Here is a 23,951-nt window from a genome sequence, read left to right on the forward strand (position 1 = left end):
TTGCCCTCTTGCCCTCTTGCAAAAGAGGCTACCGACTTCAAATCAACAAAAAAACTATTTCACTCGCATTAATTCACGGCGATCTATCATTCTTTCTTTAACGTAGTCAGGGTGTTTAATCATTGAAAGAGGTATTTATGGAAGATTTATTCGGGACTAATATCGATTTATCGGAATTAACCGAAAAAGCCATATCATTGGTGATGACTTACACCCCCAAATTGCTATTGGCTATTCTCACTTTGGTGGTGGGCCTTTGGTTAGTGAATCGTTTTGTAACTCTGTTGGATCACCGAATAGGTAAAAAGGACCCTACACTAAACAAATTTTTATGCGGGCTTATTAGTGCCGTTTTAAAAGTCATGTTGTTGATTTCTGTTGCCTCTATGATAGGTATTGAAACCACCTCATTTATTGCCGTGGTTGGGGCGGCAGGCTTGGCTATAGGTCTTGCATTACAAGGCAGCCTGGCTAATTTTGCTGGCGGTGTGCTAATTCTTATTTTCAAACCATTCAAAGTGGGTGATACCATTGAAGCGGAAGGTCATTTAGGTTCTGTTGCAGAGATACAAATTCTTTATACTGTAATCAACACCTTTGACAATAAGCGTGTTGTTATTCCCAACGGAAATCTATCTAATGCCACGTTAACTAACGTTAGCGTATACGATAAGCGTCGCTGCGACATGACATTTGGTATTGGCTACGATGACGATATCGACAAAGCAAAGAAAATTTTGCAACGTTTGTTTGAAGAGGACGAACGCTCATTGACCGAACCTGCACCGAGGATCTGTGTCGCTGGCTTAGGTGATAATTCAGTCGACCTGATGTTTAGGCCTTGGGTTGGCACAGATGATTTGTGGCCTTACTATTGGGATATGCAAGAAAAAGTTAAAAAAGCTTTTGATGAAGAAGGTATTAGCATTCCCTATCCACAGCGAGATGTGCATCTGTATAACGCAAGTAACGACTAAGTTCTGAATATGGAGATAGCGTGCCAAGCTATCTCCATCTCCCCTTCAGATTGGCTTATAGACGTTAAAGCTTGGGGTTTTGGTACAGCAACCAAGCAAATATCTAAGAGGGTTAACGCTTATTACGGCCTTTTAATTAAAAGCCTGGCCCGCTTTAAGTGCGAATGACATGAACATTAACACCACTAACGCAGCGTACGATTCACCGTGGAAGTCCTTACGCTTGCCCCTACCGCTGAAAAGCGCGGCTTTAAATTGCGTTTAGGTTTTATGGCCGTCATAGGGATTACCCGCTTTTTCGCGAGTATTACATATACAGCGCTGCACCAGGGCAAATAAGAAGATAAATAATCCTGAAGCTTAACCGCCCCTTTCCACTTTTGTTGAAAAAAGAGCGTTGAAAACATTATTTGGCGCTGTTCAACAATTTCAAATCCCAGCAACTGAAGCCAATCTTTAATGCGATATGACGTAAAAAAGCGAGCATCGTGCAAAATGTTTCCTCGTTTAACCGGTAGAAATTTGGCAATTCCAGCCAGACTTAACGGGTTAAAACCACTGATGATAACGTAACCGTTTTGCGTTATAACGCGGTCAACTTCGCGTAAAATCTCGTGAGGGTCTTGCGCAAAATCTAATTCATTAGCTAACAGAAAACCATCAATGCTGTTTTCGGCAAAGGGTAAGCAGTGCGACTGCCCCACTACCGTGTTTCCTCGGCTTTTTTTCGGTTCGCCCGTGCCTTCGTTTAACGAAGTACCTGATGCTGAATTACGGTTGGAAAAGCCACCACTCCCATCGTCGTCATTTAGCTTGTCGCTAACTAGGTCATTAAACGGAACATGGTTGATATGGTGTCGAATTGGGCTGCTATGCAAATTGATCTCGGCACTTAGCGAACCTAGTTTGGCAAAGTGATACCCAAATATGCGCTCTGCATAATCGTTACACACAGTATTCACAGCATGTCTAATATGCTCGCCGGCAGGGAAATCATCCCAGTTTGAAGGATAGCGAGGCGGTTTGGTTTTAAACGCCGATCTCATTAACACTGCGCGCTCTTAGGTTGCTCTGCTCTTCACAAGCCCCTATAGTAACGCATAATTCTACCTACACAAGCAGGTACTCTAATGACGGCAGAAACACTTCCTTCAGGCGTAGCCATTCATCCTATTCCCGCTTTTACCGACAATTACATTTGGTGCATTTACAACGAAAGTAGCGCTATTGTTGTGGATCCGGGTGATGCTGAACCTGTGTTGGCTTTTCTAAAAGCTAAGGGCTTAACGCTTAGCGCAGTGCTTATTACCCATCATCATAGAGATCACACCGGTGGCATTGCGAAGCTAGTGTCAGCAGTACCCAATTTACCAGTAATAGGCCCCAGAGGTAACCATATACGAGGCATTACCAAATCGGTGGCACAAGGTGATACCGTTACACTTCCTGTGTTTAAAATGTCACTGCAAGTTATGGAAGTGCCAGGGCATACGCTTGACCATATTGCTTTCTTTGGGCATGGCGCCCTATTTTGCGGCGATACGCTTTTTTCAGCAGGTTGCGGAAGATTGTTTGAAGGTTCGCCAGAGCAGATGCATCATTCACTGAATAAGTTAAAGCGACTACCCGACGCCACGAAAGTGTTCTGTACACATGAGTATACTCAGGCTAATGTCCAGTTTGCTTTAGCCGTAGAGCCAGACAATAAGGCGCTGTGTGACTACGCACAGTGGGTGGCAGATAAACGCGCTCAAGGTCAGCCTACACTACCTAGTAATCTCAAAGAGCAAAAGAATATAAACCCATTTTTACGTGCTCATGAACTTTCTGTGAAAACTGCTGCCGAAGCCTATTGCGAAAATAACCTGGCTGACGATGTAGCTGTATTTGCTGCAGTTCGCCGCTGGAAAGATGAGTTTTGATGCAAAAGTAAACCGATTATCGTAATATTGCCGGTTTGCAGTGCTCCAAGAGGTTTCTTCATATATGCAGTTGAAGTTTTTTCCTCTATCGCCGTTGTTGTTGGCGATAGGTTTAACGGGTTGTCAGTTAACCGACGATAGTAGCGACAATGCACAATTAGAAAGTAACGAAACCGCTTCGCTAGAAGCGTGCAGTGAAATTCATAGCAACGAAGAAGCCATTTCAGATTGTGAATTAGCAAGAGATGGCGTTGTTGAAGTCGTTCACCCGAATGACGATACGCTAGAAGAAGGTGCCGAGCTTACCGATATACCTGACATGCATACGCAGGCGGTAGTTACTGACGTATGGGAACGTGCAAGCGCGAATTTCGCCTTAGCGATCCCTGACGACAAACGCATTAGCGCACAGCGTAAATGGTACCTGAAGCACCCAGAGTATATGGCTCGCGTTGTAAAACGTGCCAAGCCTTTTCTTTATTACATTACCGAAGAAATTGAAAAGCGCGACATGCCGATGGAGCTTGTGCTTTTACCAATAGTAGAAAGTGCTTTTGATCCCTTTGCTTATTCCCATGGCCAAGCGGCTGGTATGTGGCAGTTTATTCCTGGCACAGGCAAGCGCTTTGGTATGCAACAGAATTGGTGGTATGACGGACGTCGAGACGTTGTTGCGTCTACTCAAGGTGCACTTGACTACCTTACATACCTAAATGAAATGTTCGACGGAAATTGGCTTCATGCACTTGCTGCCTATAACAGCGGCGAAGGTCGTGTACAGCGAGCGATTAAAGCAAACAAACGTGCAGGAAAACCTACTGATTTCTGGAACCTGAATTTACCCAAGGAAACCCGTGCTTACGTACCTAAGTTATTAGCGCTTGCTGATATTCTTAAAAACAAAGATGAATATGCGTACTCATGGCCAGAAGTGGAAAACGTTGCCGTTATTGAAGTGGTTGATATTGGCTCTCAGGTCGATTTAGCGTTTGCAGCCGAACTTGCCGGTATGTCTTTAAAGGAATTGCATGGGCTAAACCCTGGCTTTAACCGCTGGGCCACGTCGCCTGAAGGGCCACACAGGTTAATACTGCCCCTTGATAAAGCAGCTGCCTTTTCTCAAGCGCTTGCAAAAATTGACCAAAAAGAACGGTTAAATTGGGTACGCCACTCGGTGAAGCCCGGCGACAGTTTAGGCAAAATCGCAAAGCAGTATCACACCACCGTGAAAGTTCTTAAAAAAGTGAATGAGCTCGACTCGTCCATGATCCGCGTGGGTCAAGCGATAATGGTACCAGTAGCACTTCAAGAACTGGACAGCTATACGTTATCTCAAGAGCAACGTCTCGCTAGCTTACAAAACGGTAACACGTCTAAGCAAAAAGTACGTCATACCGTACAATCTGGTGATACGCTTTGGGATATTGCCCGTAAGTACAATATAAGCACTAAACAGTTAGCTAAATGGAACGGTATGGCCCCTGGCGATATGCTTCACCCGGGCAAGACCTTAGTCATCTGGCAAGAAGGTAACGCGCAAGACGGTGTTACCAAAAAAGTGACCTACACAGTAAGAAATGGCGATTCGTTATCTCGTATCGCCAGCAAGTTCAATGTTAGAGTAAGCGACATAGGCAAGTGGAATTCACTTAATACCAAGCGCTATCTACAACCTGGTCAGAAGCTAAAACTTTATGTAGACGTAACAAGGTTGAACGCATCAAGCTAACCTTTAATACTTAAAGTTCGATACTGTTCATGCACAACTGCATTTACGTTACGCTTTGAGTCAGAATACAGGATAAGGAAATGCTAAGAATTAACCGAGAAAATTTGCGAAACAGTCATGAAACGCCTTGGTTAATCTTAGATTTAGTCATGTTAGGTATACTTTTTGTGAACCTAACATGGCTCATTTTCGACGCCTTATACGCCACCGACTTTGTCTATGGTCTATTGGGCACGTATTTTCCCGCTTTTCTTAACGCCTACGATCCCGTTCACAACAACTTTCTGTTGGTCGACTTGGTGTTTATCGCCATTTTCTTCAGCGAATTTTGCTTCCGGTGGGTTGTAGCTATTGTGCGTAAAGAACACTTACGCTGGTACTTTTTTCCGTTTTTGCATTGGTACGACATAATAGGTCTAATCCCTACTGGACCTACCCGCCTATTTCGTTTCTTGCGCATATTTTCTATTTTGCACCGCCTGCACAAATTCGAAATCATCGACTTAAATCAAACCGCGGTCTTTCGCTTTTTTGCGTTTTACTACGATGTATTTGTTGAAGAGTTAAGCGACCGAATTGTTGTAAAAGTGCTCAGCGATGCGCAAAAAGACATCTCAGCAGGTTCGCCTTTATTAGACGATATCAACGCACAGGTACTGGCCCCCCGCCGTCCTGTCATTACCCAATGGATGGCTGGCGTTATAAACCATTTAGGTCAGTCAATTCAAAGCGAAGAGCACGGCGAGGTGATACGGGAGCACGTGCGCAAAAGCGTGGGTAAAGCGGTGAGAAGTAATGCGCAAGTCTCTTCCCTTCACTATCTACCTGTTATTGGCAAAACTATTGAAAATACATTGGAAGAATCGGTTACTGACATAGTTACCACATCGCTGGTTAATCTGTTAAGCGACTTAGACGCAGAGCGCATCGACCATTTCATTTCGGTCGGCATGCACGACTATACCCCTACCGCCGATGCACTTGATAAAGAAGTACTTAACGTTGTAAACGAATGCTTAGAACTGGTGAAAGCACACGTTGCACAGCAGCGTTGGAAGTCACATCTCACCGAAAAAGAATCAGCTATCCCCACTGGCAAACCCGAAATTTAAGAAATTTGCAAAGCGGTGGAGTCAAGGTGAACGCTCACCAGTATTCTATTCAGTCATTGTTCATACAAATAAGTTAATATAAAGTCCTTACGAATATAATTATAACGATTACAGGGATTTAAGATGAAAATCAAACGCTTCAGAACGTTCATCCGCTCATTTAACCACGCAATACTAGTAATTTGTATAACGGCATTTGCTTCGGGCTGCATGGTGATCTTGCCGACCTCTTCTATTTCTACCAACCAAGAACCTGAAAAAATAGTTGAGCGCATTGAATACAATGCAAACCGATGCTGGTCCACACTGCATAAGCCAATCCATAGCGATATAGTCGTAAACACGTACACAATACAAAACGGCTACAAACTCACGGCCAGTCGTAAAGAAGGGAGCACTCCGCAATATCCTTTTTTGCACGTCACTGTTACCCACTCAACCTACGGCAGCGAGGTATCTGTTCGAGAAGGTGAGTTTAACTTAGGTACAGACTTAAATTTAAGTGATGATGTAAATCGATGGATAAATGGCGACAATAGCTGTTAATACTGATAAGACATACTATTTTTCAGTAGTAGACAGAATAATTCTCGTCTCACTATCAAGCACGCCTTTAACGCGAATAGTAAAGCCATTGATAAGCTAAGCATAGAAGCTATTAGCCGTTTCACCCTTACCAAATAAGAAAGCCCGCAAATGCGGGCTTTCTTGCTATCTAATAGCACTGCTGCTATTTAGGCTTTTCGCCAGGTCGTACCGCTTGGGCCATCTTCCAGCACTACACCTTTTGCATTTAGTGCATCACGTGCAGCGTCTGCTGCTGCCCAGTCTTTCGCGGCACGGGCATCATTGCGCTGTTTAATCAAGGCTTCAATTTCAGCCGCTTCGTCGTCATTACCGTCACCACCTTTGAGGTAAGTATCTGGATCACTTTGAAGCATACCCAAAATTGCGCCCAGACCTTTAAGAACCGCTGCCAGTTTGCCCGCCACTTCAGCATTGTCCTTTTGACGGTTAAGCTCACGTGCCACGTCGAACAGCACCGAAAAAGCTTCTGGCACGTTAAGGTCATCATTCATAGCCGCTTCGAAACGTGCTAAGTAGCCACCGTAGCCAAGGTCAGTGCTTTCATCTACTTCTACACCACGAAGTGCAGTATACAAACGCTCTAGGGCCGCTTTTGCTTGAGTGATGTTGTCTTGCGAGTAGCTTAACTGACTACGATAATGCGCCGACATTAAGAAGAAACGCAAGGTTTCTGAATCGTGTTCTTTAAGCACATCGCGCAAGGTAAAGAAGTTGCCTAACGACTTAGACATCTTTTCATCATTAACCTGTACCATACCTGCGTGCATCCACACGTTTACGTAAGGTGTGTCATACGCGCAGCACGATTGAGCCACTTCATTTTCGTGATGAGGGAAGGTTAAATCTGAGCCACCGCCGTGAATATCAAAGTGCGCACCAAGGTGCTTGTGGTTCATCGCTGAACACTCAATATGCCAACCTGGGCGACCTTCGCCCCATGGTGACTGCCAAGCAGGCTCACCCGGCTTGGTAGTTTTCCACAGCACGAAGTCTAGCGGGTCGTCTTTACCTGCCGCCACTTCAACACGTGCACCGGCTTTGAGCTGATCTAAGTCTTGTTTGCTTAACTTACCGTAGTCTTCATACTTGCTTACATCGAATAGCACATCGCCGCTTTTAGCTTGATAGGCGTAGCCTTTGTCAATTAAACGCTGGATGATTTCAATAATCTCATCCATGTGGCCACTTACTGTCGGTTCAACGTCTGGCTCTAGTAAGTTAATCGCCGCAAAATCTTCGTGCATCATGGCAATAGTGCGTGCAGTAAGCGCCTCAAAGCTTTCGCCATTTTCATTGGCGCGAGCAATAATCTTATCGTCGATATCGGTGATATTGCGCACGTACTTCACATCTAAACCAAGGTGGCGCATGTAGCGTACTAAGACATCGAAACTCAGGTAAGTACGGGCATGACCCATATGACTTAGGTCATAAACGGTAATACCACACACATACAAACCCACTTTCCCTTCTTGAAGCGGTACAAACTTCGCTTTTTCACGGGTTCGGGTGTTGTAAAGATGTAGCATGTCTATATTTCCTATTTGTCATAATTTTTCGGCCGCAAAGTTTAGCACTGTCACGATTTAAATGGTACAAGCCTTTTGCAACGATATTGCTGGGTTTTGCGATAACCGTCTCTTTGCGCTAACGACTCGTTTTGCGCTAAAATGCCGCCACTTTATATGTATGCTAACACACAGGACAAACCACAATGGTTACGTTAAAAACAAATTTCGGTGACATCACCCTAGAGCTTTTTGAAGATAAAGCGCCTAAAACGGTAGCTAACTTCATTTCTTACGTTGAAGACGGTTTTTTTGATAACACTATTTTTCACCGTGTAATCAACAACTTTATGATCCAAGGTGGTGGTTTTACGCCAGATATGGACCAAAAAGATACAAAAGATCCGATTGAAAACGAAGCAAACAACGGTGTTGCCAACGAAGTAGGTACCATCGCGATGGCGCGCACGCAAGACCCACACTCTGCTACAGCACAGTTTTTTATTAACGTGAACAACAACGACTTCCTTAACCATACTAGCAAGTCTATAAACGGTTGGGGATACTGCGCCTTTGGTAAAGTAACTGAAGGTATGGACGTGGTAGAGAAGATTAAAGCCGTTAAAACCGGTAACCACGGTTATCACCAGGATGTACCTGTTGAGCCAGTTATCATTGAAAAAGCAGTGGTTGCTTAAGCGGCCCCTCTAACGCTTAACTAAATATTGGCTTGATTAGCATGTTCTTCAACATGCTTTCGGCCCCTATTTAAAAGCAAGCCGCGTTATTGCTAACGCGGCTTTTTAAACCACACTTAAGAAGATTTATGTCGTTCACCTACTTCATTGCCGATTTACACCTAAGTGCCGACCGCCCAGATATTACAGAATGCTTATTGCGATTTTTAGAAGAAGATGCAGTTAACGCCGACGCACTCTATGTTCTTGGTGATTTGTTTGAAGTTTGGATTGGAGACGATAACGTCACCCCGTTTAACACTGCCATAGCGGCAGCCTTTAAAAAAGTGAGTCAGCACTGCCCCATTTACTTTATTCACGGCAATCGCGATTTCGCTATACGGGAAAAGTGGCTATCAAAAGCTGGAATGACACTATTAAACGAACAAGAAGTTATAGACCTTTACGGCACGCCTACCCTGCTGACCCATGGTGACGAGCTTTGTACTCGTGACGTTGCCTATCAAAAGTTTCGCAAGAAATCCCGTGGATGGTGGTGGCCTCGATTAATGCTTGCCCTACCGTTATGGTATCGCCAGCGTGTTGCGGACAATGGCCGCGCAGAGAGTAAAGCTAAGCAACAAAATCTAAAGCCAGATATTATGGATGTAACCCCAGAAGAGGTAGTAAAAGTGATGGAGAAATGGGGTGTGCAACGCATGATCCACGGCCATACACACAGACCAAACGTCCACAGCCTTGAAGCTAATGGCAAACCTGCAACGCGTATTGTTCTTGGAGATTGGTATGACCAAGGCAGTGTGTTGAAGGTTACTGAAAATGACGTGATGCTGCAAAAGCATAACTTCAGCTAGCGTAAAAGCGCGACCCATAATTATTTGTTACAAACTAGCCCAAAGTACATGTGTTGCGAACTGGCTTAATTTTTGTTCTGTGGTATAAAGAATAAAAGCAAGTTAGTCATCATGGACGGTGTAAATGACAGATGTTCTTCTTTCCCCTGCAAACTTCTGGTTCAGCATTGCGCTTATAGCCGTATTTTTCGTTTTTATTTTAGAGCTTGTTAGTACAGTGTTTGGCGCAAGCCTTTTAGGGCTTGGCGACGACTTTGCAGAATTAGATGGCGATGGATTTCTCAATACCTCGTTTGCTAACTGGCTAAATATCAATAAAGTTCCCTTTTTAATATACTTGATAGTATTGCTTACAATATTCGGGCTTCTTGGCCTAATTATAAATGGCATTACAGCAAGTGTACTAAGCTTTACGCTACCCACGCTCCTATCTGTTACCCTCGCTTTTTTTATTGGGCTACTGGTTACAGCAAAAACTGTAAAGATTATTGCAGGTGTATTGCCTAGCGTAGAATCTAGTGCGGTGAACAGCGAGGATTTTATAGGCTCCGTAGCCGAAATCACCATTGGAAAAGCAAGCCGCGGTAACCCGGCAGAAGCCAAGTTCACCGACCATTATTCTCAGCCTCATTTTGTGTTAGTTGAACCATTCGAAGATGAAGAATTGTTCGCACAGGGAGAGCGCGTCATTTTAGTTCAGAAAAACCAACACAGCTGGTTAGCAACCCGCTACCTATAACCTAAAAGAGATAAAAGTATGGATACAATTCAACCATCTAGCTTGCCGTCAATACTCTTTATTGCCGGTGCTATTGTTGTAGGGCTTATCGTTATTGGCCTTATATTCGCTAAACTCTACACACGAGCTACAAAAGAAACGGCGTTCGTAAGAACCGGGTTAGGTGGCGAGAAAGTGATCAAGGACGGTGGCGCTTTGGTTCTTCCTGTGGTTCACGAAATTATTCCGGTGAACATGAATACCCTTCGTATAGAAGTAGAGAAAATTCAAAAAGACGCGCTTATTACAAAAGACCGCATGCGTGTGGACGTAAAAGCCGACTTCTATCTACGTGTAGCGCCGAATGCCAACGGCATCTCAATGGCTGCGCAAACGCTAGGTACTCGCACCACCCGCGCTGAAGAAGTAAAAAAATTAATGGAGTCAAAGTTTGTAGACGTACTGCGTGCCGTAGCTGCTGAAATGAGCATGACAGAGATGCACGAACAGCGTGCTGATTTCGTACAAAAAGTTCAGCAAAGTGTGGCTAACGACCTAGAGAAGAACGGTTTAGAACTTGAATCGGTAAGCTTAACCGGGTTCGACCAAACAGACCTGCAGTTCTTTAACGAAAACAATGCGTTCGATGCAGAAGGTCGCGCTCGTCTGACCAAAATCATTGAAGAAAAACGCAAAGAAACTAACGACATCCAGCAAGAAAACCGTATTTTCATTGAGCAGCGCAACTTAGCGGCCGAAAAACAATCTTTAGACGTAAAGCGCGATGAAGAAGAGGCCCGACTAGCGCAAGAGCAGGTACTTGCTTTTAAACGCCAAGAGCAAAAAGCTGAAATTGCCAAACAACGTGAAATGAAAGAACGAGAAGAGCGCGAAGCAGAAATTGCTAAAAACCGCGCTATTGAAGCAGCTGAAATTGAGAAATCTCGTGAAATAGAAACGCAAGAAATTGCTAAGCGCCAAGCGCTAGAACAAGCTCGTATACGCCAGCAGCAGGAAGTTGAGGTTTCAGAGCAAATAAAACAAATTGCTGTTGCGACTAAGTCGGAAGAAGAGTCTGCAGCTCGCGCTAAAGCCGCTGAAGCTGAAAAGCAAAAAGTGGAAAAAGAAGAAGCAGTGCTTACCGCTAAATCGGTAGCAGAAGCTGAGCGTAAGAAGCAAATTGAAGTTATTGATGCGCGTAAAGAAGCTGAACGTGAAGCAGTGGGCATAACCGTTGAAGCACAGGCTAAGAAAGAAGCGGCTGAAAACTCTGCTGCCGCAATTCTTACCGAGGCCAAAGCTGCAGCCGATGCGAAAATGCTACAAGCCGACGCTGATGAAAAAGTACTTGCCGTTGAAGCGCAGGGTAAACAAGCCCTTTACGAAGCTGAGAATACTCTTAAAACCGAGCAAATTGAGCTACAAAAGGCCCTTGCGATGCTCAAGATACTGCCGGAACTTGTTGCACAAGCGGTTAAGCCTCTTGAAAACATTGAAGGTATTAAAATTCTCCAAGGGTACGGTCAGGGTAGCGGCGCTAATGGTGAGCATACTGTTGCAACCTCAAGTAACGGCCTTGCAGAGCAGGTAACACAGGCAGCGCTAAATTATCGTGCTAACGCCCCTCTGGTAGATTCTATGCTGCGGGAAGTAGGTTTAGTCGATGCCGACAAAGGCTCTTTAGCAGACTTGGTTACCGGCAACAGCGATATATTGGCTAAAGCCGGTGCAGTTAAGCCTAAGCCCGTTGTGACTGCACCAGAAAACCTAAATGGTCGAAAAGTTCAGGAAGAGCACCCTGCTGATTAATTCATTACTAGGCCTGTTGACCTTTGTTTTACATTTTTGCAGCGGCCTGTGTCTGCCTAGTAAAATAAGATATATAGATACCCCAAGCCCTGTTATTTAACAGGGCTTTTTGTTTAGCCTCGTTTTTACGAGTAACATCTGATTTGGCAGTTTCAATTCTAATCGCTTCTAGGTATTGTTAACTATTGCCAATATGCTTAGCGCGCTGGATATTTTTAGAAAAAATAAGGATAAATTTCATGGACTCGCTACCGGAAGAGCCGGAAAAACCATTGAGAGACGACTGTTGCGGCGGGGGTTCGTGCTGCCCTTGTATTTGGGACGTGTACTATGAGAAACTCGCTAAATGGAAAGAGGCGAAACGAGAGTTAGAAAAATTAAACAACAGCAACTCATCAAACAGTAGCGCTTAACACTTGTACCAATACTCTTCTTCAAAACTCACCATCTACACAACGACTATAGACTAACCTTTACCTTTGAGAAGCTCACCATCGACAAGTTGCTCAAATGCAAAATCGACGTCAATACCCCTTGAGCATAGGCTTTTCCTGTCTCATTTTTGAAACTTCTCATTTACAAATTACCTGTCTGCTGCTATCTTTACTTAATCGATTAAGTTTTAAGTTTATCGTGATTTTTAATCAAACTTTATGAGTCTACGGTAAAAGATTAAGAATTAAGCTAAACCCGTTACATAGTTAACTGTGAACCTATCAGACTGGTAGTGCTTAATTTGTAGTAATGTGTGCTCGCGAAACACAGAAGAAGTACGAGCTAGCACATGCTGAATTTTGGAGAATTATCATGTCTATACGCAATGGCGTTCAACTCATTACCTACGCAGACCGACTGGGCGATGGCAACATCGAGAGCATGACAGCGATACTTGAAGGTCCATTGAACGGACTGTTCACTGGCGTTCACGTTTTACCCTTTTACTATCCATACGATGGCGAAGATGCGGGTTTCGACCCAATCGATCATACGACAGTAGATGAACGACTAGGCGATTGGAACAACATCAAAAAGCTTGGCGAATCGGTAGATATTATGGCCGACCTCATCGTTAACCACATGTCAGGGCAAAGTGAAGCATTTAAAGACGTGTTAAAAAACGGACGCGAATCGACTTACTGGCCATTGTTTTTAACCAAAGAAGACATTTTTAAAGGTAATGACCAAGCGCAAATCGACGAACAAATAGCACGAGTCTTCCGCCCTCGTCCGACGCCATTTTTCAGCGATTACGAAGTTGGTACTGCAACTGATAAACCAGAAACTGTTCCATTCTGGACTACCTTTACCTCAAATCAGATTGATATTGATGTAGAGTCTCAGCTAGGCAAAGACTATTTATCTTCTATTCTTCAGTCATTCACTGAAAGTAATGTTGATCTTATCCGTTTAGACGCGGCAGGCTATGCCATTAAACGCGCAGGCTCAAACTGCTTCATGCTTGAAGAAACCTTTGAGTTTATTGAAGAACTTTCTAATCGCGCGCGTGGTATGGGCATGCAGTGCTTGGTAGAAATACATAGTCACTATCAAACACAGATCGATATTGCTGCGCGTTGCGACAGTGTTTATGATTTTGCTTTACCGCCGCTTGTACTACATACGTTATTTACTAAAAATGCAGAAGCACTGGCATACTGGCTTTCTATCTCGCCTCGTAATTGCTTTACCGTATTAGATACCCATGATGGTATTGGTATTGTTGATGTGGGCGCAAGTGGTGACAAGCCTGGTCTTCTTAATGCAGACGCGATCAACGCACTTGTTGAACAAATACATGAGAACTCTAACGGTGAATCTAAAAAAGCTACAGGAGCCGCAGCGAACAATGTAGACCTGTATCAAGTTAACTGTACGTATTACGATGCATTAGGTAAGGATGATTTCGCCTACTTGGTTGCTCGTGCTATTCAGTTCTTTAGCCCGGGAATTCCTCAAGTCTACTATGGCGGTATGCTTGCTGCACACAATGATATGGAATTACTTGCTCGGACTAATGTTGGCCGTGATATAAACCGCCCTTACTTAACAACTTCTATGGTTGAACAGGCCGTTGAAAAGCCAGTGGTAAAAGGTTTAATGAAACTCATATCACTTAGAAATGAAAGCGATGCATTCAATGGCGAGTTTGACGTAAATTACAATAATGACGAACTGGTTCTTTCGTGGAAAAAAGATAGCGATACCGCTTCACTAAACGTTAACTTCAGCGCAATGGATGCGACCATCACCACAGTAACCAATGGTGAAGAAAGTGTATTGTCTATTGGCTCATTGCTAGCTTAACATCCGACTGTTTAAAGTTTTAGACTAAGTCCTTACAGCAAGAAGTAGCGCTTGGCTCGTGTTAAGCGCTACTTCAAATGAATATCATCTCGACTACCTATAGTCATCATGATATGCCCTGCCCCATTCACACAGTTGCCGTAAGGTGGGCTCTAACGTACGGCCTAAATCAGTCAAGGAATATTCAACACGAGGTGGCACTTCAGCAAACACTTTCCGGTTAACTAAACCGTCGCGTTCTAACTCTCTCAACTGCTGCGTAAGCATTTTTTGGGTAACGCCTTGCAGCCTCCTACGCAATTGACTGAAGCGTAGCGTTTTATGACAAAGGTGCCATAAAATCACGCCTTTCCACTTGCCACCTATAATTTCTAGCGACACGGCAACTCCGCAGATGTATTGATTTGGCTCGCCTGCATTTTCTCCAAGAGCCTGACTACAACCTTTATTTTCACGTTTAGAGGCCGCGTTGCTTTTATTGTCTGGGAATACTTCTCTTTCTATGTCCTCAACGCTTTTTAAATTTACCGTCATGCTCTCTCTCTTAGTTACTTTATCAATAACGATCTTTGGGTATCAGCCGGTTCCGGCAAACGCATACAAATACTTAACATATTGCCCACAGCCCCAATAGTATCTTTTAGGGTACTACCTTACTAAAAAGTGCATACTTGCGCAAAGTTTATATAAAGTCACAATGGGAAGCCTAACTTTCGACTTATGGAGACAGGAATGGCAACGTTCAATGCTTTGCTTGTAGAAAAACAGGAAGATAAATCGTTCACGCGTAGCGTAACGCAGCGCTCACTTGATGACCTACCTGACGGCACACTACTCATTCATGTTCATTATTCATCGCTTAACTATAAAGATGCGCTGTCTGCTACCGGCAATCCTGGAGTAAGCAGAAATTTCCCTCATACTCCGGGCATTGATGCAGCAGGCACCGTAGTGTCATGTGATGACAACCGCTTTAAAAAAGGCGACGAAGTTATAGTGACAGGCTATGACCTTGGCATGAATACCGCCGGCGGCTTTGGCGAGTACATTCGAATTCCCAGTGATTGGGCGTTAGCAAAACCAGATGGTCTGACGTTAAGAGAAGCGATGGTCATTGGCACCGCAGGGTTTACTGCGGGTCTATCGGTGCAAGGTCTAGTTGAAAATGGTGTAACGCCTGACAAGGGTGATATTTTAGTCACTGGCGCCACTGGCGGTGTCGGCTCTGTCGCTGTCGCCCTGCTCGCTAAAGCTGGCTTTTCTGTAGTGGCATGTACCGGTAAAAAGGAACATGAGTCATTCTTAAAAAACCTAGGTGCAAGCAAAGTAATAACTCGCGGTGAACTGTTAGAAAACAAAGAGCGCCCTATGCTTAAAGAGCAATACGCCGGCGCTGTCGATACCGTAGGCGGAGAATATTTAGCACAAGCTGTAAAAGCAACACAATACGGTGGCACAGTGACATGCTGCGGTCTTACGGCTTCCGACGACCTCAACGTGAGCGTATTTCCATTTATTTTACGAGGTGTGTCTTTGCTTGGCATCGATTCGGTTCAGTGCCCAATGCCGCCAAGAGAAAGGCTGTGGGGCAAACTTGCCGATGAATGGAAGCTAGAATGCCTTGATGACCTGACAGAAGAAGTTACCCTTAGCGAGGTTAATGGAAAAATTGACGCAATCTTGAAGGGGCAGATTTCTGGCCGTACTTTGGTGAAGGTACAAAACTAAGTTCTTGTCACTTGCTATGTCAGAGCAGTACGAGAAATTCACACCCGCAGGCAGCATTGTTATGCTGCCTGCGAGTTTATCTGGTTTAGTTAAAAGCCCTCTAGTACCAACTTACCAATGGCGCTACCTTCCTCTAGTGCCTTATGCGCCTCTATTAAGTTTGCGGCATTGATTTTACCCAAATGCTTACCTACAGTCGTTTTGATTTTACCCTCATCAATAAGCGACGCCACATCAGACAGCAGACGACTTTGCTCAGCCATATCGTCGGTTTCAAACATTGAACGGGTAAACATGAATTCCCAATGAAGTGATAGGCTCTTTTGTTTAAGCTTGGCGACATCAAGACTTTCTGGGTCGTCAATTAGCGCTAGTTTGCCCTTCGGCTTCATAACTTCCACATAGGTATCGATGTATTGATGGGTATTATTTAAACTTGCCACATGCGTTACTTCACCAACGTTTAATGCCTTTATTTGCTCAGCCATAGGTTGACTGTGATCGACGACATAATCCGCGCCTAATTCCTGTACCCAATTTTTTGAGCTTTCACGCGATGCAGTAGCTATGACGGTAGCCCCTGTTAGGGTTTTAAGCAGTTGCAACATAATTGATCCCACTCCACCGGCTGCGCCGACAACAAGTACAACTTCTTCGCTTTTTTCACTTTGCTGTTTTAATTTGAGATGATCGAACAACAGTTCATAAGCGGTAATAGTAGTAAGCGGAAGTGCCGCAGCATCGCTGTCTGACAGAGACTTAGGCGCTTTACCGACAATACGTTCATCTACTAGTTGAAACTCTGCGTTTGAGCCTGGTCTAGTAAGATCGCCTGCGTAATAAACTCTATCTCCAACTGCAAATTTGGTAACATCCGAGCCAATATCAACTACCTCGCCTACTGCATCCCAGCCAAGTATTTTAGGTTCACCACCCTCTGGGTTTACTCGCTGACGGATTTTGTAGTCGACAGGGTTAACCGCTATGGCGCTTATTTTAATCAGTAAATCACGACCCGATGCGCTTGGCTTATCGATTTCTAAGTCCATCAACGCATTAGGCTCATTAATATCAAGTGAGTGGGTATAGCCAATAGCTTTCATTACTGTTTCTCCTTTAAGTCGTGCATCCATCTTACCCTTGATACATTTTGTTTAAACAGCACAATACAAGAAACATTATCAACTGGTTTTTGAAAATTATGTTACTAGAAGACTTGAACGTCGTATTGAAAGTAGCTGAATTCAGAAATATTACCGCAGCAGCAACCCATTTGAATATGCGTACAGCAACCGCAAGTGCTGCGGTCAAACGCGTAGAACAGGCCCTTGGTGCCGAATTATTTGTTCGTACTACACGCTCACTACGTCTGTCGTCTGCGGGTGAAAGGTTTTTGCCAACGTGCCAAGAAGCCATGTCAATGCTGGCTAATGCCAAGCAAAACTTAAAGGGTGATACAGGCGTGATTGAGGGCGAGCTTAGGTTAGGTTTATCGTCTGATTTAGGCCGAAATGTGATTGCGCCTTGGCTAGATGGATTTATGGATTTGCATGACAAAATAACCGTAAAGCTCAACCTGAGTGACAGCAACATTGACTTTTATCGCGATCCCGTCGATTTAGCGCTAAGGTACGGTACTCCAACCGATGCGAATGTATACGGTTTCAAAATTTGTGATGTACCAAGTTTACTTGTTGCCTCCCCTTCTTATATCAGCTCTCATGGTGCCCCTGAAAAATTTGAAGACTTGCAAACACACAACGGGCTTTTTTACCAACTACACGACAAGGTATATAACGAATGGGAGTTTTTTCACAAAGGGACACCGCTGAAGATAAAAATGCGAGGCAACAGAACCGCAAACGACGGAGAAATAGTAAAGCGTTGGGCCGTCGCGGGTAAAGGTGTTGCTGTTAAATCTGGCTTAGATGCGTGTGACGACATTTTAAAGGGTCGACTTGTAACCTTGTTGCCCGAGTATCAACCCAAATCCAAACAGCTTTGGCTAATTTGCCCTAGCCGCCAATCTATTACTCCCGCAGTAAGACTATTCAGAGATATGCTGAAAGAGCGCTGCGCTGAATGTTTAGCGCAGCTAAAAGAAGCTGGTGTAGTTGTAGAGAGTAAAAACTAGTCGCTTAAGCTGACATTAAAGGTGCAAACCACAGTTCTCTCAAAAAAAACGGCTGTCGTTACGTTAACCAAGTAACGACAGCCCAATAATGTGTAAACACCTATTATCAAATAAGCGATTTGCCTTTCACTATCGCTTGTATTCAGCAGGTATGCCTCTGCCCGGTGTGCTCATTTTAATAAACTCGCGTAAGTCTTGGTTGGACTGTTTTAAGTCGTCGCGACGCAGATACATCATGTGCCCGCTGCGATATCCCTTAAAGCTCAAACGGTCTTTTAAATTGCCACTTTGATCGAGCTGCCACATGGTGTATTTGGCATCAAAGTAGTTCGTTGCTCCATCGTAATAGCCAGCTTGAATCATCACATTCAGATAGGGGTTTTGCGCCATGGCCAATCGCAAGTTCTCACCCGTTTGATTATTGCTTCTATCCCACGGGTGCACGTTTCCAAACATGTTGTACTTAATATCCGTTTTGTAGTTTAACTCTTCACGCAAGTAGTAATTAATGGCGGGCGTGAACGAATGAAGCCATGAAGTAAGCTCCGCCCAATAGTCAGGGCGGTCGCCACTTTGCTTAGCGTCTATACCCAAATAGCGACTGTCTAAGCGGCCTAGCGTTTTCCCCTCGTCGCGCAATAAGTCTTTCCAGAAAAATGCAGTGCTCACGTCTAAGTTGTTTTGCGCAATAGACGCTTCACTTAACCCAGAATATCGCGCCATTTGCTTTAACACATCGCGCTTTTCCGTTTCACCAATGAAGCCACCTTTGGCCAGAGCAGGAATAAGCGTATTGATGGTGAAGTCTTCAACTTCAGGCAATAGCTCAGTAAGATCTTTGTTTTGCAACGCGGGTTCAAGCTTATTGTGATACCACGCCGCGGCAGCAAAATAAGGCAGTCGATTAGCGGCTTTTACCGGCCCGTTGCGCTCTATACCAATATCGGTTGGCGATACAAGTACAACGCCGTTTAAGTACATCCATTGGCGGTTCTGCAGTTCTAGAGCAAGCCCAGAAACACGCGTCGTACCGTAACTTTCACCAATAAGGTATTTAGGCGAGCGCCAACGGTTATTGCGCGTTACGAAAGTGTTCACCCAGTCTGCCAAATAGCTAATATCAGCGTTTACGCCGAAAAACATTTTCTGCTGCTCGTCTTGCGACGGCATGCTGCCGTCAGCTTTAGGCAGTACTCGGCTATACCCTGTGTTTACTGGGTTAACAAACACTATGTCAGCCACATCTAAAATAGAGTAAGGATTAGTTTGAACACCATAGGGCTGAACCGGATAGCCTTCATCGTCAATATTAAGAATACGAGGGCCTGTATAGGCTACGTGCATCCACACTGACGCAGAGCCTGGACCGCCGTTAAAAGAAATAATAAGCGGGCGCTCAGTATTCTCTTTTACGTCAGTGCGCTGATAGTAAGTGTAAAACAAAGTGGCAACCGCTTCGTCTTTACTGTTCCAAACCGGTTGAGTACCCGTGGTGGCACTGTACTTTATGCGCTTGCCTAGGATTTTAGTTTCGTGCTCTGTCACTACACTGCTATCAATTTTTATTGAACGAGCATGTGCAGATGCGCTTTCTTCTGCCGCTGAAGCACTGGTAGTTAAGCTTACAAAGGCAATTAAGGCTGCCGTTAACCATGCTAGGGTCGCGTGCGATTGCGCTTTGTGTTTATTTTTACCCAGACTTAATAATACGGGCGATGTATTTCTAACTAAGGATTGAATATTCATCATTATTATCTTTGAGTGTCGTTAATTTTATCGTTTTTGTGTTGTCTTTGTATTGCACGCTTTACTATATCGCTGTTCACACGACAGCTTAGCAATGAACGACAAAACGACCAATTTCTTCGATACATTTCTGTAACACGGTTAAGCCTTTCAAATATTCTCAGGGCCATTAATTTTGATATGTGTAATGAGTTCAGGGAAAAACGTTAAGAATCTCGCTTCAATCTCGTCTCTGTTCGCATTAATATCATCCACAGCAAGATGAAACGTGTTGGGGAAACGAATACGTTTAGCAACCACAGCAATCGCCTTAGCAATGCCCTCTTCCTTAGCATAATCTTCAAACCAGTCATGGGTTATCATATGCCCGACACTGTGCTGCATCGTTCTTGGCATAGTGGGCAATCGCTGTTCTAACAATGCGAAACTCTGTTCCCTGAAGTCGTCAAAACCCTGTGCTGTAAACGACGCCCAATGTTTAATTAGCAAGTGATCGAAGTAGATATCCAGCGCCACAGGTGCAAAGCGCCGACGACTTTTATGAAATAACGCCTTTGCTGCTAAGACGCTGGTATGACTGTCGGTGAACCTATCCACTTCATAGTGATTTTTAAGACCTAGCTGTACCGCTTGTCCAAGCTCTTTAATATCAACACCTCGCCTGAAGTCTCCGAGTAAGTTACCGAATTGAGAATCGGCAGTTGGTCGGGCTAAGAAAAGATGGGCAAGATAATTCATTTTGTAATTTATTGGTCTCTATTTTAAGTTGTAAGGGCTTGTAGGTATCAAGTAAAATTGCGGTCCAATTCAGATACGCTGAATTTTGTGCTTTTATAAACCGAAACTGCCGAAACTAGCGTTAGCAGCAGCCAAATTCAAATGTAACTGAAAAACCGTAGCACTTAAAATTGAGTTTCAACATGTCTGTAATATCCACTTCTGAAGTCACGTCTCTACTTTCACCAATCAATGCCTTTTTACATTGCGAGACGCCACAGTCGTGGATAGACGAAGCGCAGAAAGAGGAAAACCTTCGCGTTATCCTTACTGACCACCTAATTTGCGAGCTTAAAGCAGCTCAGTCTGCTATGTACCTACTTCGCCGCTATGTGGCCGATGAAGAAACCAGTAAGGTGTTGCTGGGCTGGTTGAAACCTTACGAAGACTTCACTTACCGCCACGAAGGCGATTGGCAATCGCTTAATACTAAGCACCTTTCCAAAAATGTATTTAACACAGAAGGGCTAGACTCGTTTAAAAAAGACATGCTTGATAAAATGGTCATGCTAATTAAAGAAGAGCTTCATCATTTTTACCAAGTGCTAGAAATTATGCACGAGTTGGGGTTTGAATATAAGTCGGTAACATCCAGTCGTTACGCAAATGGCCTATTGCGTCACGTACGCACGTACGAACCCGAAAAGCTTGTCGACAAGCTCATTTGTGGTGCCTACATTGAAGCGCGCTCCTGTGAACGCTTTGCCAAACTTGCGCCGTATGTTTCTGAAGATTTAGGTAAGTTCTATGTGTCATTGCTGCGTTCAGAAGCCAGACATTTTGAAGACTACCTCACCCTTGCTGGGCAAATCGCTAAAACTGATATTTCAGAGCGCGTTGCCCACTTCGGAAGCGTTGAAAAATCGCTGATTGAAAGCGACGACAACGAATTGCGTTTCCACTCAGGTGCACCGCGGTTAAGTTAACGCTTTGCATCCGTTTATAAATTAATCAATTTATATTGACGGCTTAGTAATTCTGCTGCACACTCAATTTGTAAACATATTGTTAACGGCAGTGTTTAGCGCTTTGCGCTGTGTGTGTTTCCTTGGTTTTACGGTTAGTCCGTGTGTTCTCCCTGCCTCACAACAATATTTTCTAAAATAATAACGTTGTTTAACAAGGCAGGGCTCTATGATTTTGAATCATTTAATTGGTATTTACACTCATCCAAAAGAAGAGTGGCAAACCATTGATACCAAACACGAAACCTATTTTTACGCGCTTACCCATATCGCTTTTATATCTCTCATTCCTTCACTCGTGGCCTATTATTCCAGTGCCCATACTGGCTGGAGTATCGGCGCAGGTGACATAATTCGCCTTAGCGAAAATACCGCCATAATGATGGGTATAGGCATGTATTTTGGCTTAATTGCAGGCGTGGTCGCATTGGCGGTACTTATTCATGAGTTGGCTAAAGCGTTTGATGCGACGCCAACTTATACGCAGTCGCTGGAACTTGCGGCCTACACGGCTACACCGTTGTTTATGGTGGGCTTCGCAGGTCTTTACCCAGAACTCTGGGTGGTGATGACGGCGCTGTTAGTCGGTATTAGCTATTCGGTATACCTGCTCTACTCTGGCGTGCCAATTTTGATGCATATGCCAGAAGATAAAGGGTTCATTTACTCAAGCTCGGTAGTGACATGTGGGCTAGTATTGCTCGTTATTCTAATGACAGGTTCAGTTTTGGTATGGGGACTGTCCGGCGGACCAGTATTTGTTCACTAGCCTCTTTCATTGAAATAAAGCATTAAAAAAGCCGCTTTAAAAAGCGGCTTTTTGTTATATCAAAGAGCGTCTTAAATTAATCAGCGGCATCAATATTATGCACATCAAGATTGCTAAGCTCTGCTTGTACCACTGGCGCTTTTCTTGACGCTTCACCGCGCGACATATCAATTCGCTCAAGGTACTCTTGGTCGATATCCGCAGTAATATAGTTCCCATCAAACACTGACGTTTCAAAACGCTGAATGGTTTCGTTCTCTTCGCGAACGGCATCCACCAAGTCAGAAATGTCTTGGAAGATAAGGCCATCTGCTTGGATAAGCTCTGCAATTTGATCGATTTCACGACCATAAGCAATCAGTTCGTTTGCCGATGGCATATCAATACCATACACATTTGGGAAACGAATTTCTGGCGCAGCTGACGCAAAGTATACTTTCTTCGCACCTGACTCACGCGCCATCTCAATGATTTGACCCGATGTAGTGCCGCGCACGATAGAGTCATCGACAAGTAGTACACTCTTACCTTTGAACTCAGATGAGATTGCATTTAGCTTACGGCGTACTGATTTTTTACGCATGGTTTGGCCAGGCATAATGAAAGTACGACCAATATAGCGGTTTTTAACGAAGCCTTGGCGATATGGCAAATCCAGTGTGTTCGCGATTTGAAGCGCCACATCCATCGACGTTTCAGGAATAGGAATAACCACGTCGATATCCAGATCTGCCCATTCGCGCTTAATTTTTTCACCTAGCTTACGGCCCATGTTTACACGCGATGCATAAACTGAAATGCCATCTATGAAGCTATCTGGGCGAGCAAAATAAACAAACTCAAAGATACACGGAGAGGTTACTGGATTCTCGGCGCACTGTCTGGTGTGCAGTTGACCCTCTTCGGTAATAAATACCGCTTCACCTGGCATTACATCGCGCACAAACTGGAAGCCAACAGCATCAAGCGCCACGCTTTCAGATGCCACCATCCATTCCTCACCCAGCTCGCTTATACGCTTACCGAGTGCTAGAGGACGAATACCGTGCGGGTCGCGAAACGCTACAATACCTTGGCCGATGATCGCCGCAACGACTGCGTAGGCACCTCTGATCTTTTTGTGAACTTTCGTTACCACTTCAAAAATGTGTTCGGCACTTACGCTTAAACCTGCTACCTGCTGCAGTTCATGCGCAAGAATGTTAAGCAATAATTCTGAATCTGAGGTGGTGTTGATGTGGCGGCGTGCAATGCGGAACACTTCTTCCTGTAGCTCATGGGCGTTGGTAAGGTTGCCGTTATGTGCAAAGGCAATACCAAACGGCGAGTTCACATAAAACGGTTGTGCTTCTGCAGAGCTTGATGTACCCGCAGTTGGGTAGCGAACGTGACCAATCCCCATGTTGCCAGACAATCTTTTCATATGGCGGGTATGAAACACGTCTCGAACCAAACCATTTGCCTTGCGCAAATTAAACATATTTTGGTCGATAGTCATAATGCCTGCGGCATCCTGTCCTCGGTGTTGAATAACCGTTAGACCGTCGTACAGTGACTGAGCTACGGGCGTTTTACCAACTATTCCGACTATACCACACATGTGCGTTACCTAT

22 protein-coding genes are annotated in these 23,951 nt (G+C 44.4%); 15 read left to right on the forward strand and 7 right to left on the reverse strand.

The genetic code is table 11. The annotated features are described in order from the left end of the window. Positions 1 to 137: 137 nt before the first annotated feature. Complete coding sequence (locus RJ41_RS15090) at positions 138 to 977, forward strand: mechanosensitive ion channel family protein (protein ID WP_039222609.1); 840 nt, start codon at positions 138 to 140, stop codon at positions 975 to 977. A 185-nt stretch (positions 978 to 1,162) separates the two neighbouring features. On the opposite strand, the gene RJ41_RS15095 is transcribed toward RJ41_RS15090, so the two are convergent. Further along, positions 1,163 to 2,023, reverse strand: coding sequence for a class I SAM-dependent methyltransferase (locus RJ41_RS15095; RefSeq protein WP_039222612.1), 861 nt, complete (start codon positions 2,021 to 2,023; stop codon positions 1,163 to 1,165). Positions 2,024 to 2,107: 84 nt separating this feature from the next. Between RJ41_RS15095 and gloB the strand changes: the two genes are divergently transcribed. The 4 genes from gloB (at position 2,108) to RJ41_RS15115 (ending at position 6,286) form a co-directional block, all read left to right on the forward strand. Beyond that, the gene (gloB, locus tag RJ41_RS15100; protein WP_039222617.1) at positions 2,108 to 2,899 is read left to right on the forward strand and encodes a hydroxyacylglutathione hydrolase; all 792 of its coding nucleotides are present in this window, start codon (positions 2,108 to 2,110) and stop codon (positions 2,897 to 2,899) included. Positions 2,900 to 2,963: 64 nt separating this feature from the next. Next, complete coding sequence (locus RJ41_RS15105) at positions 2,964 to 4,628, forward strand: lytic transglycosylase (protein ID WP_039222619.1); 1,665 nt, start codon at positions 2,964 to 2,966, stop codon at positions 4,626 to 4,628. 80 nt (positions 4,629 to 4,708) lie between these two features. Beyond that, positions 4,709 to 5,740: a hypothetical protein gene (locus RJ41_RS15110; protein WP_039222622.1), complete on the forward strand. Its 1,032-nt coding sequence runs from the start codon at positions 4,709 to 4,711 to the stop codon at positions 5,738 to 5,740. A 123-nt stretch (positions 5,741 to 5,863) separates the two neighbouring features. Next, complete coding sequence (locus tag RJ41_RS15115) at positions 5,864 to 6,286, forward strand: halomucin (RefSeq protein ID WP_240485805.1); 423 nt, start codon at positions 5,864 to 5,866, stop codon at positions 6,284 to 6,286. Between the two features lie 188 nt (positions 6,287 to 6,474). On the opposite strand, the gene cysS is transcribed toward RJ41_RS15115, so the two are convergent. Beyond that, a complete protein-coding gene (gene cysS / locus RJ41_RS15120; protein ID WP_039222625.1) occupies positions 6,475 to 7,857 on the reverse strand; it encodes a cysteine--tRNA ligase in 1,383 nt (460 codons plus the stop codon). 185 nt (positions 7,858 to 8,042) lie between these two features. On the opposite strand from cysS, the gene RJ41_RS15125 reads away from it, so the two are divergent. The 6 genes from RJ41_RS15125 (at position 8,043) to gtfA (ending at position 14,219) form a co-directional block, all read left to right on the forward strand. Next, a complete protein-coding gene (locus RJ41_RS15125) occupies positions 8,043 to 8,534 on the forward strand; it encodes a peptidylprolyl isomerase (RefSeq protein WP_039222627.1) in 492 nt (163 codons plus the stop codon). 128 nt (positions 8,535 to 8,662) lie between these two features. Next, a complete protein-coding gene (gene lpxH / locus RJ41_RS15130; RefSeq protein WP_039222629.1) occupies positions 8,663 to 9,388 on the forward strand; it encodes a UDP-2,3-diacylglucosamine diphosphatase in 726 nt (241 codons plus the stop codon). Positions 9,389 to 9,512: 124 nt separating this feature from the next. Then, positions 9,513 to 10,127: an OB-fold-containig protein gene (locus RJ41_RS15135; RefSeq protein ID WP_039222630.1), complete on the forward strand. Its 615-nt coding sequence runs from the start codon at positions 9,513 to 9,515 to the stop codon at positions 10,125 to 10,127. A gap of 18 nt (positions 10,128 to 10,145) precedes the next feature. After that, positions 10,146 to 11,915 (forward strand): flotillin family protein, encoded by a 1,770-nt coding sequence (locus RJ41_RS15140; protein WP_039222632.1) that lies wholly within the window; start codon positions 10,146 to 10,148, stop codon positions 11,913 to 11,915. A gap of 239 nt (positions 11,916 to 12,154) precedes the next feature. Then, a complete protein-coding gene (locus tag RJ41_RS18980) occupies positions 12,155 to 12,328 on the forward strand; it encodes an oxidoreductase-like domain-containing protein (RefSeq protein WP_084081914.1) in 174 nt (57 codons plus the stop codon). Positions 12,329 to 12,722: 394 nt separating this feature from the next. Next, entirely contained in the window at positions 12,723 to 14,219 is a 1,497-nt protein-coding gene (gtfA, locus tag RJ41_RS15145) for a sucrose phosphorylase (RefSeq protein WP_039222634.1), read from the forward strand. Between the two features lie 93 nt (positions 14,220 to 14,312). On the opposite strand, the gene RJ41_RS15150 is transcribed toward gtfA, so the two are convergent. Beyond that, entirely contained in the window at positions 14,313 to 14,615 is a 303-nt protein-coding gene (locus RJ41_RS15150; protein ID WP_156964785.1) for a winged helix-turn-helix transcriptional regulator, read from the reverse strand. Positions 14,616 to 14,951: 336 nt separating this feature from the next. Here RJ41_RS15150 and RJ41_RS15155 point away from each other — a divergent pair, with 336 nt between their 5' ends. Further along, positions 14,952 to 15,947, forward strand: coding sequence for a YhdH/YhfP family quinone oxidoreductase (locus RJ41_RS15155; RefSeq protein WP_039222639.1), 996 nt, complete (start codon positions 14,952 to 14,954; stop codon positions 15,945 to 15,947). 89 nt (positions 15,948 to 16,036) lie between these two features. On the opposite strand, the gene RJ41_RS15160 is transcribed toward RJ41_RS15155, so the two are convergent. Then, positions 16,037 to 17,050: a zinc-binding alcohol dehydrogenase family protein gene (locus RJ41_RS15160; protein ID WP_039222642.1), complete on the reverse strand. Its 1,014-nt coding sequence runs from the start codon at positions 17,048 to 17,050 to the stop codon at positions 16,037 to 16,039. Between the two features lie 98 nt (positions 17,051 to 17,148). Between RJ41_RS15160 and RJ41_RS15165 the strand changes: the two genes are divergently transcribed. Continuing rightward, complete coding sequence (locus RJ41_RS15165) at positions 17,149 to 18,081, forward strand: LysR family transcriptional regulator (RefSeq protein ID WP_039222644.1); 933 nt, start codon at positions 17,149 to 17,151, stop codon at positions 18,079 to 18,081. A 129-nt stretch (positions 18,082 to 18,210) separates the two neighbouring features. Here RJ41_RS15165 and RJ41_RS15170 read toward each other — a convergent pair whose 3' ends face one another. Continuing rightward, a complete protein-coding gene (locus RJ41_RS15170; RefSeq protein ID WP_084081916.1) occupies positions 18,211 to 19,827 on the reverse strand; it encodes a S10 family peptidase in 1,617 nt (538 codons plus the stop codon). A gap of 150 nt (positions 19,828 to 19,977) precedes the next feature. Beyond that, positions 19,978 to 20,565 (reverse strand): acyl carrier protein phosphodiesterase, encoded by a 588-nt coding sequence (locus RJ41_RS15175; protein ID WP_039222647.1) that lies wholly within the window; start codon positions 20,563 to 20,565, stop codon positions 19,978 to 19,980. 182 nt (positions 20,566 to 20,747) lie between these two features. Between RJ41_RS15175 and miaE the strand changes: the two genes are divergently transcribed. Both miaE and RJ41_RS15185 read left to right on the forward strand, forming a co-directional pair. Further along, positions 20,748 to 21,530, forward strand: coding sequence for a tRNA isopentenyl-2-thiomethyl-A-37 hydroxylase MiaE (gene miaE, locus RJ41_RS15180; RefSeq protein WP_039222649.1), 783 nt, complete (start codon positions 20,748 to 20,750; stop codon positions 21,528 to 21,530). Between the two features lie 208 nt (positions 21,531 to 21,738). Then, positions 21,739 to 22,338 (forward strand): Yip1 family protein, encoded by a 600-nt coding sequence (locus RJ41_RS15185; protein WP_014949940.1) that lies wholly within the window; start codon positions 21,739 to 21,741, stop codon positions 22,336 to 22,338. Between the two features lie 76 nt (positions 22,339 to 22,414). Here RJ41_RS15185 and purF read toward each other — a convergent pair whose 3' ends face one another. Beyond that, positions 22,415 to 23,938 (reverse strand): amidophosphoribosyltransferase, encoded by a 1,524-nt coding sequence (gene purF, locus RJ41_RS15190; RefSeq protein ID WP_039222653.1) that lies wholly within the window; start codon positions 23,936 to 23,938, stop codon positions 22,415 to 22,417. Between the last annotated feature and the right edge of the window lie 13 nt (positions 23,939 to 23,951).

Origin of the sequence: Alteromonas marina (assembly GCF_000808575.1) — a bacterium.
GTDB lineage: Bacteria > Pseudomonadota > Gammaproteobacteria > Enterobacterales > Alteromonadaceae > Alteromonas > Alteromonas marina_A.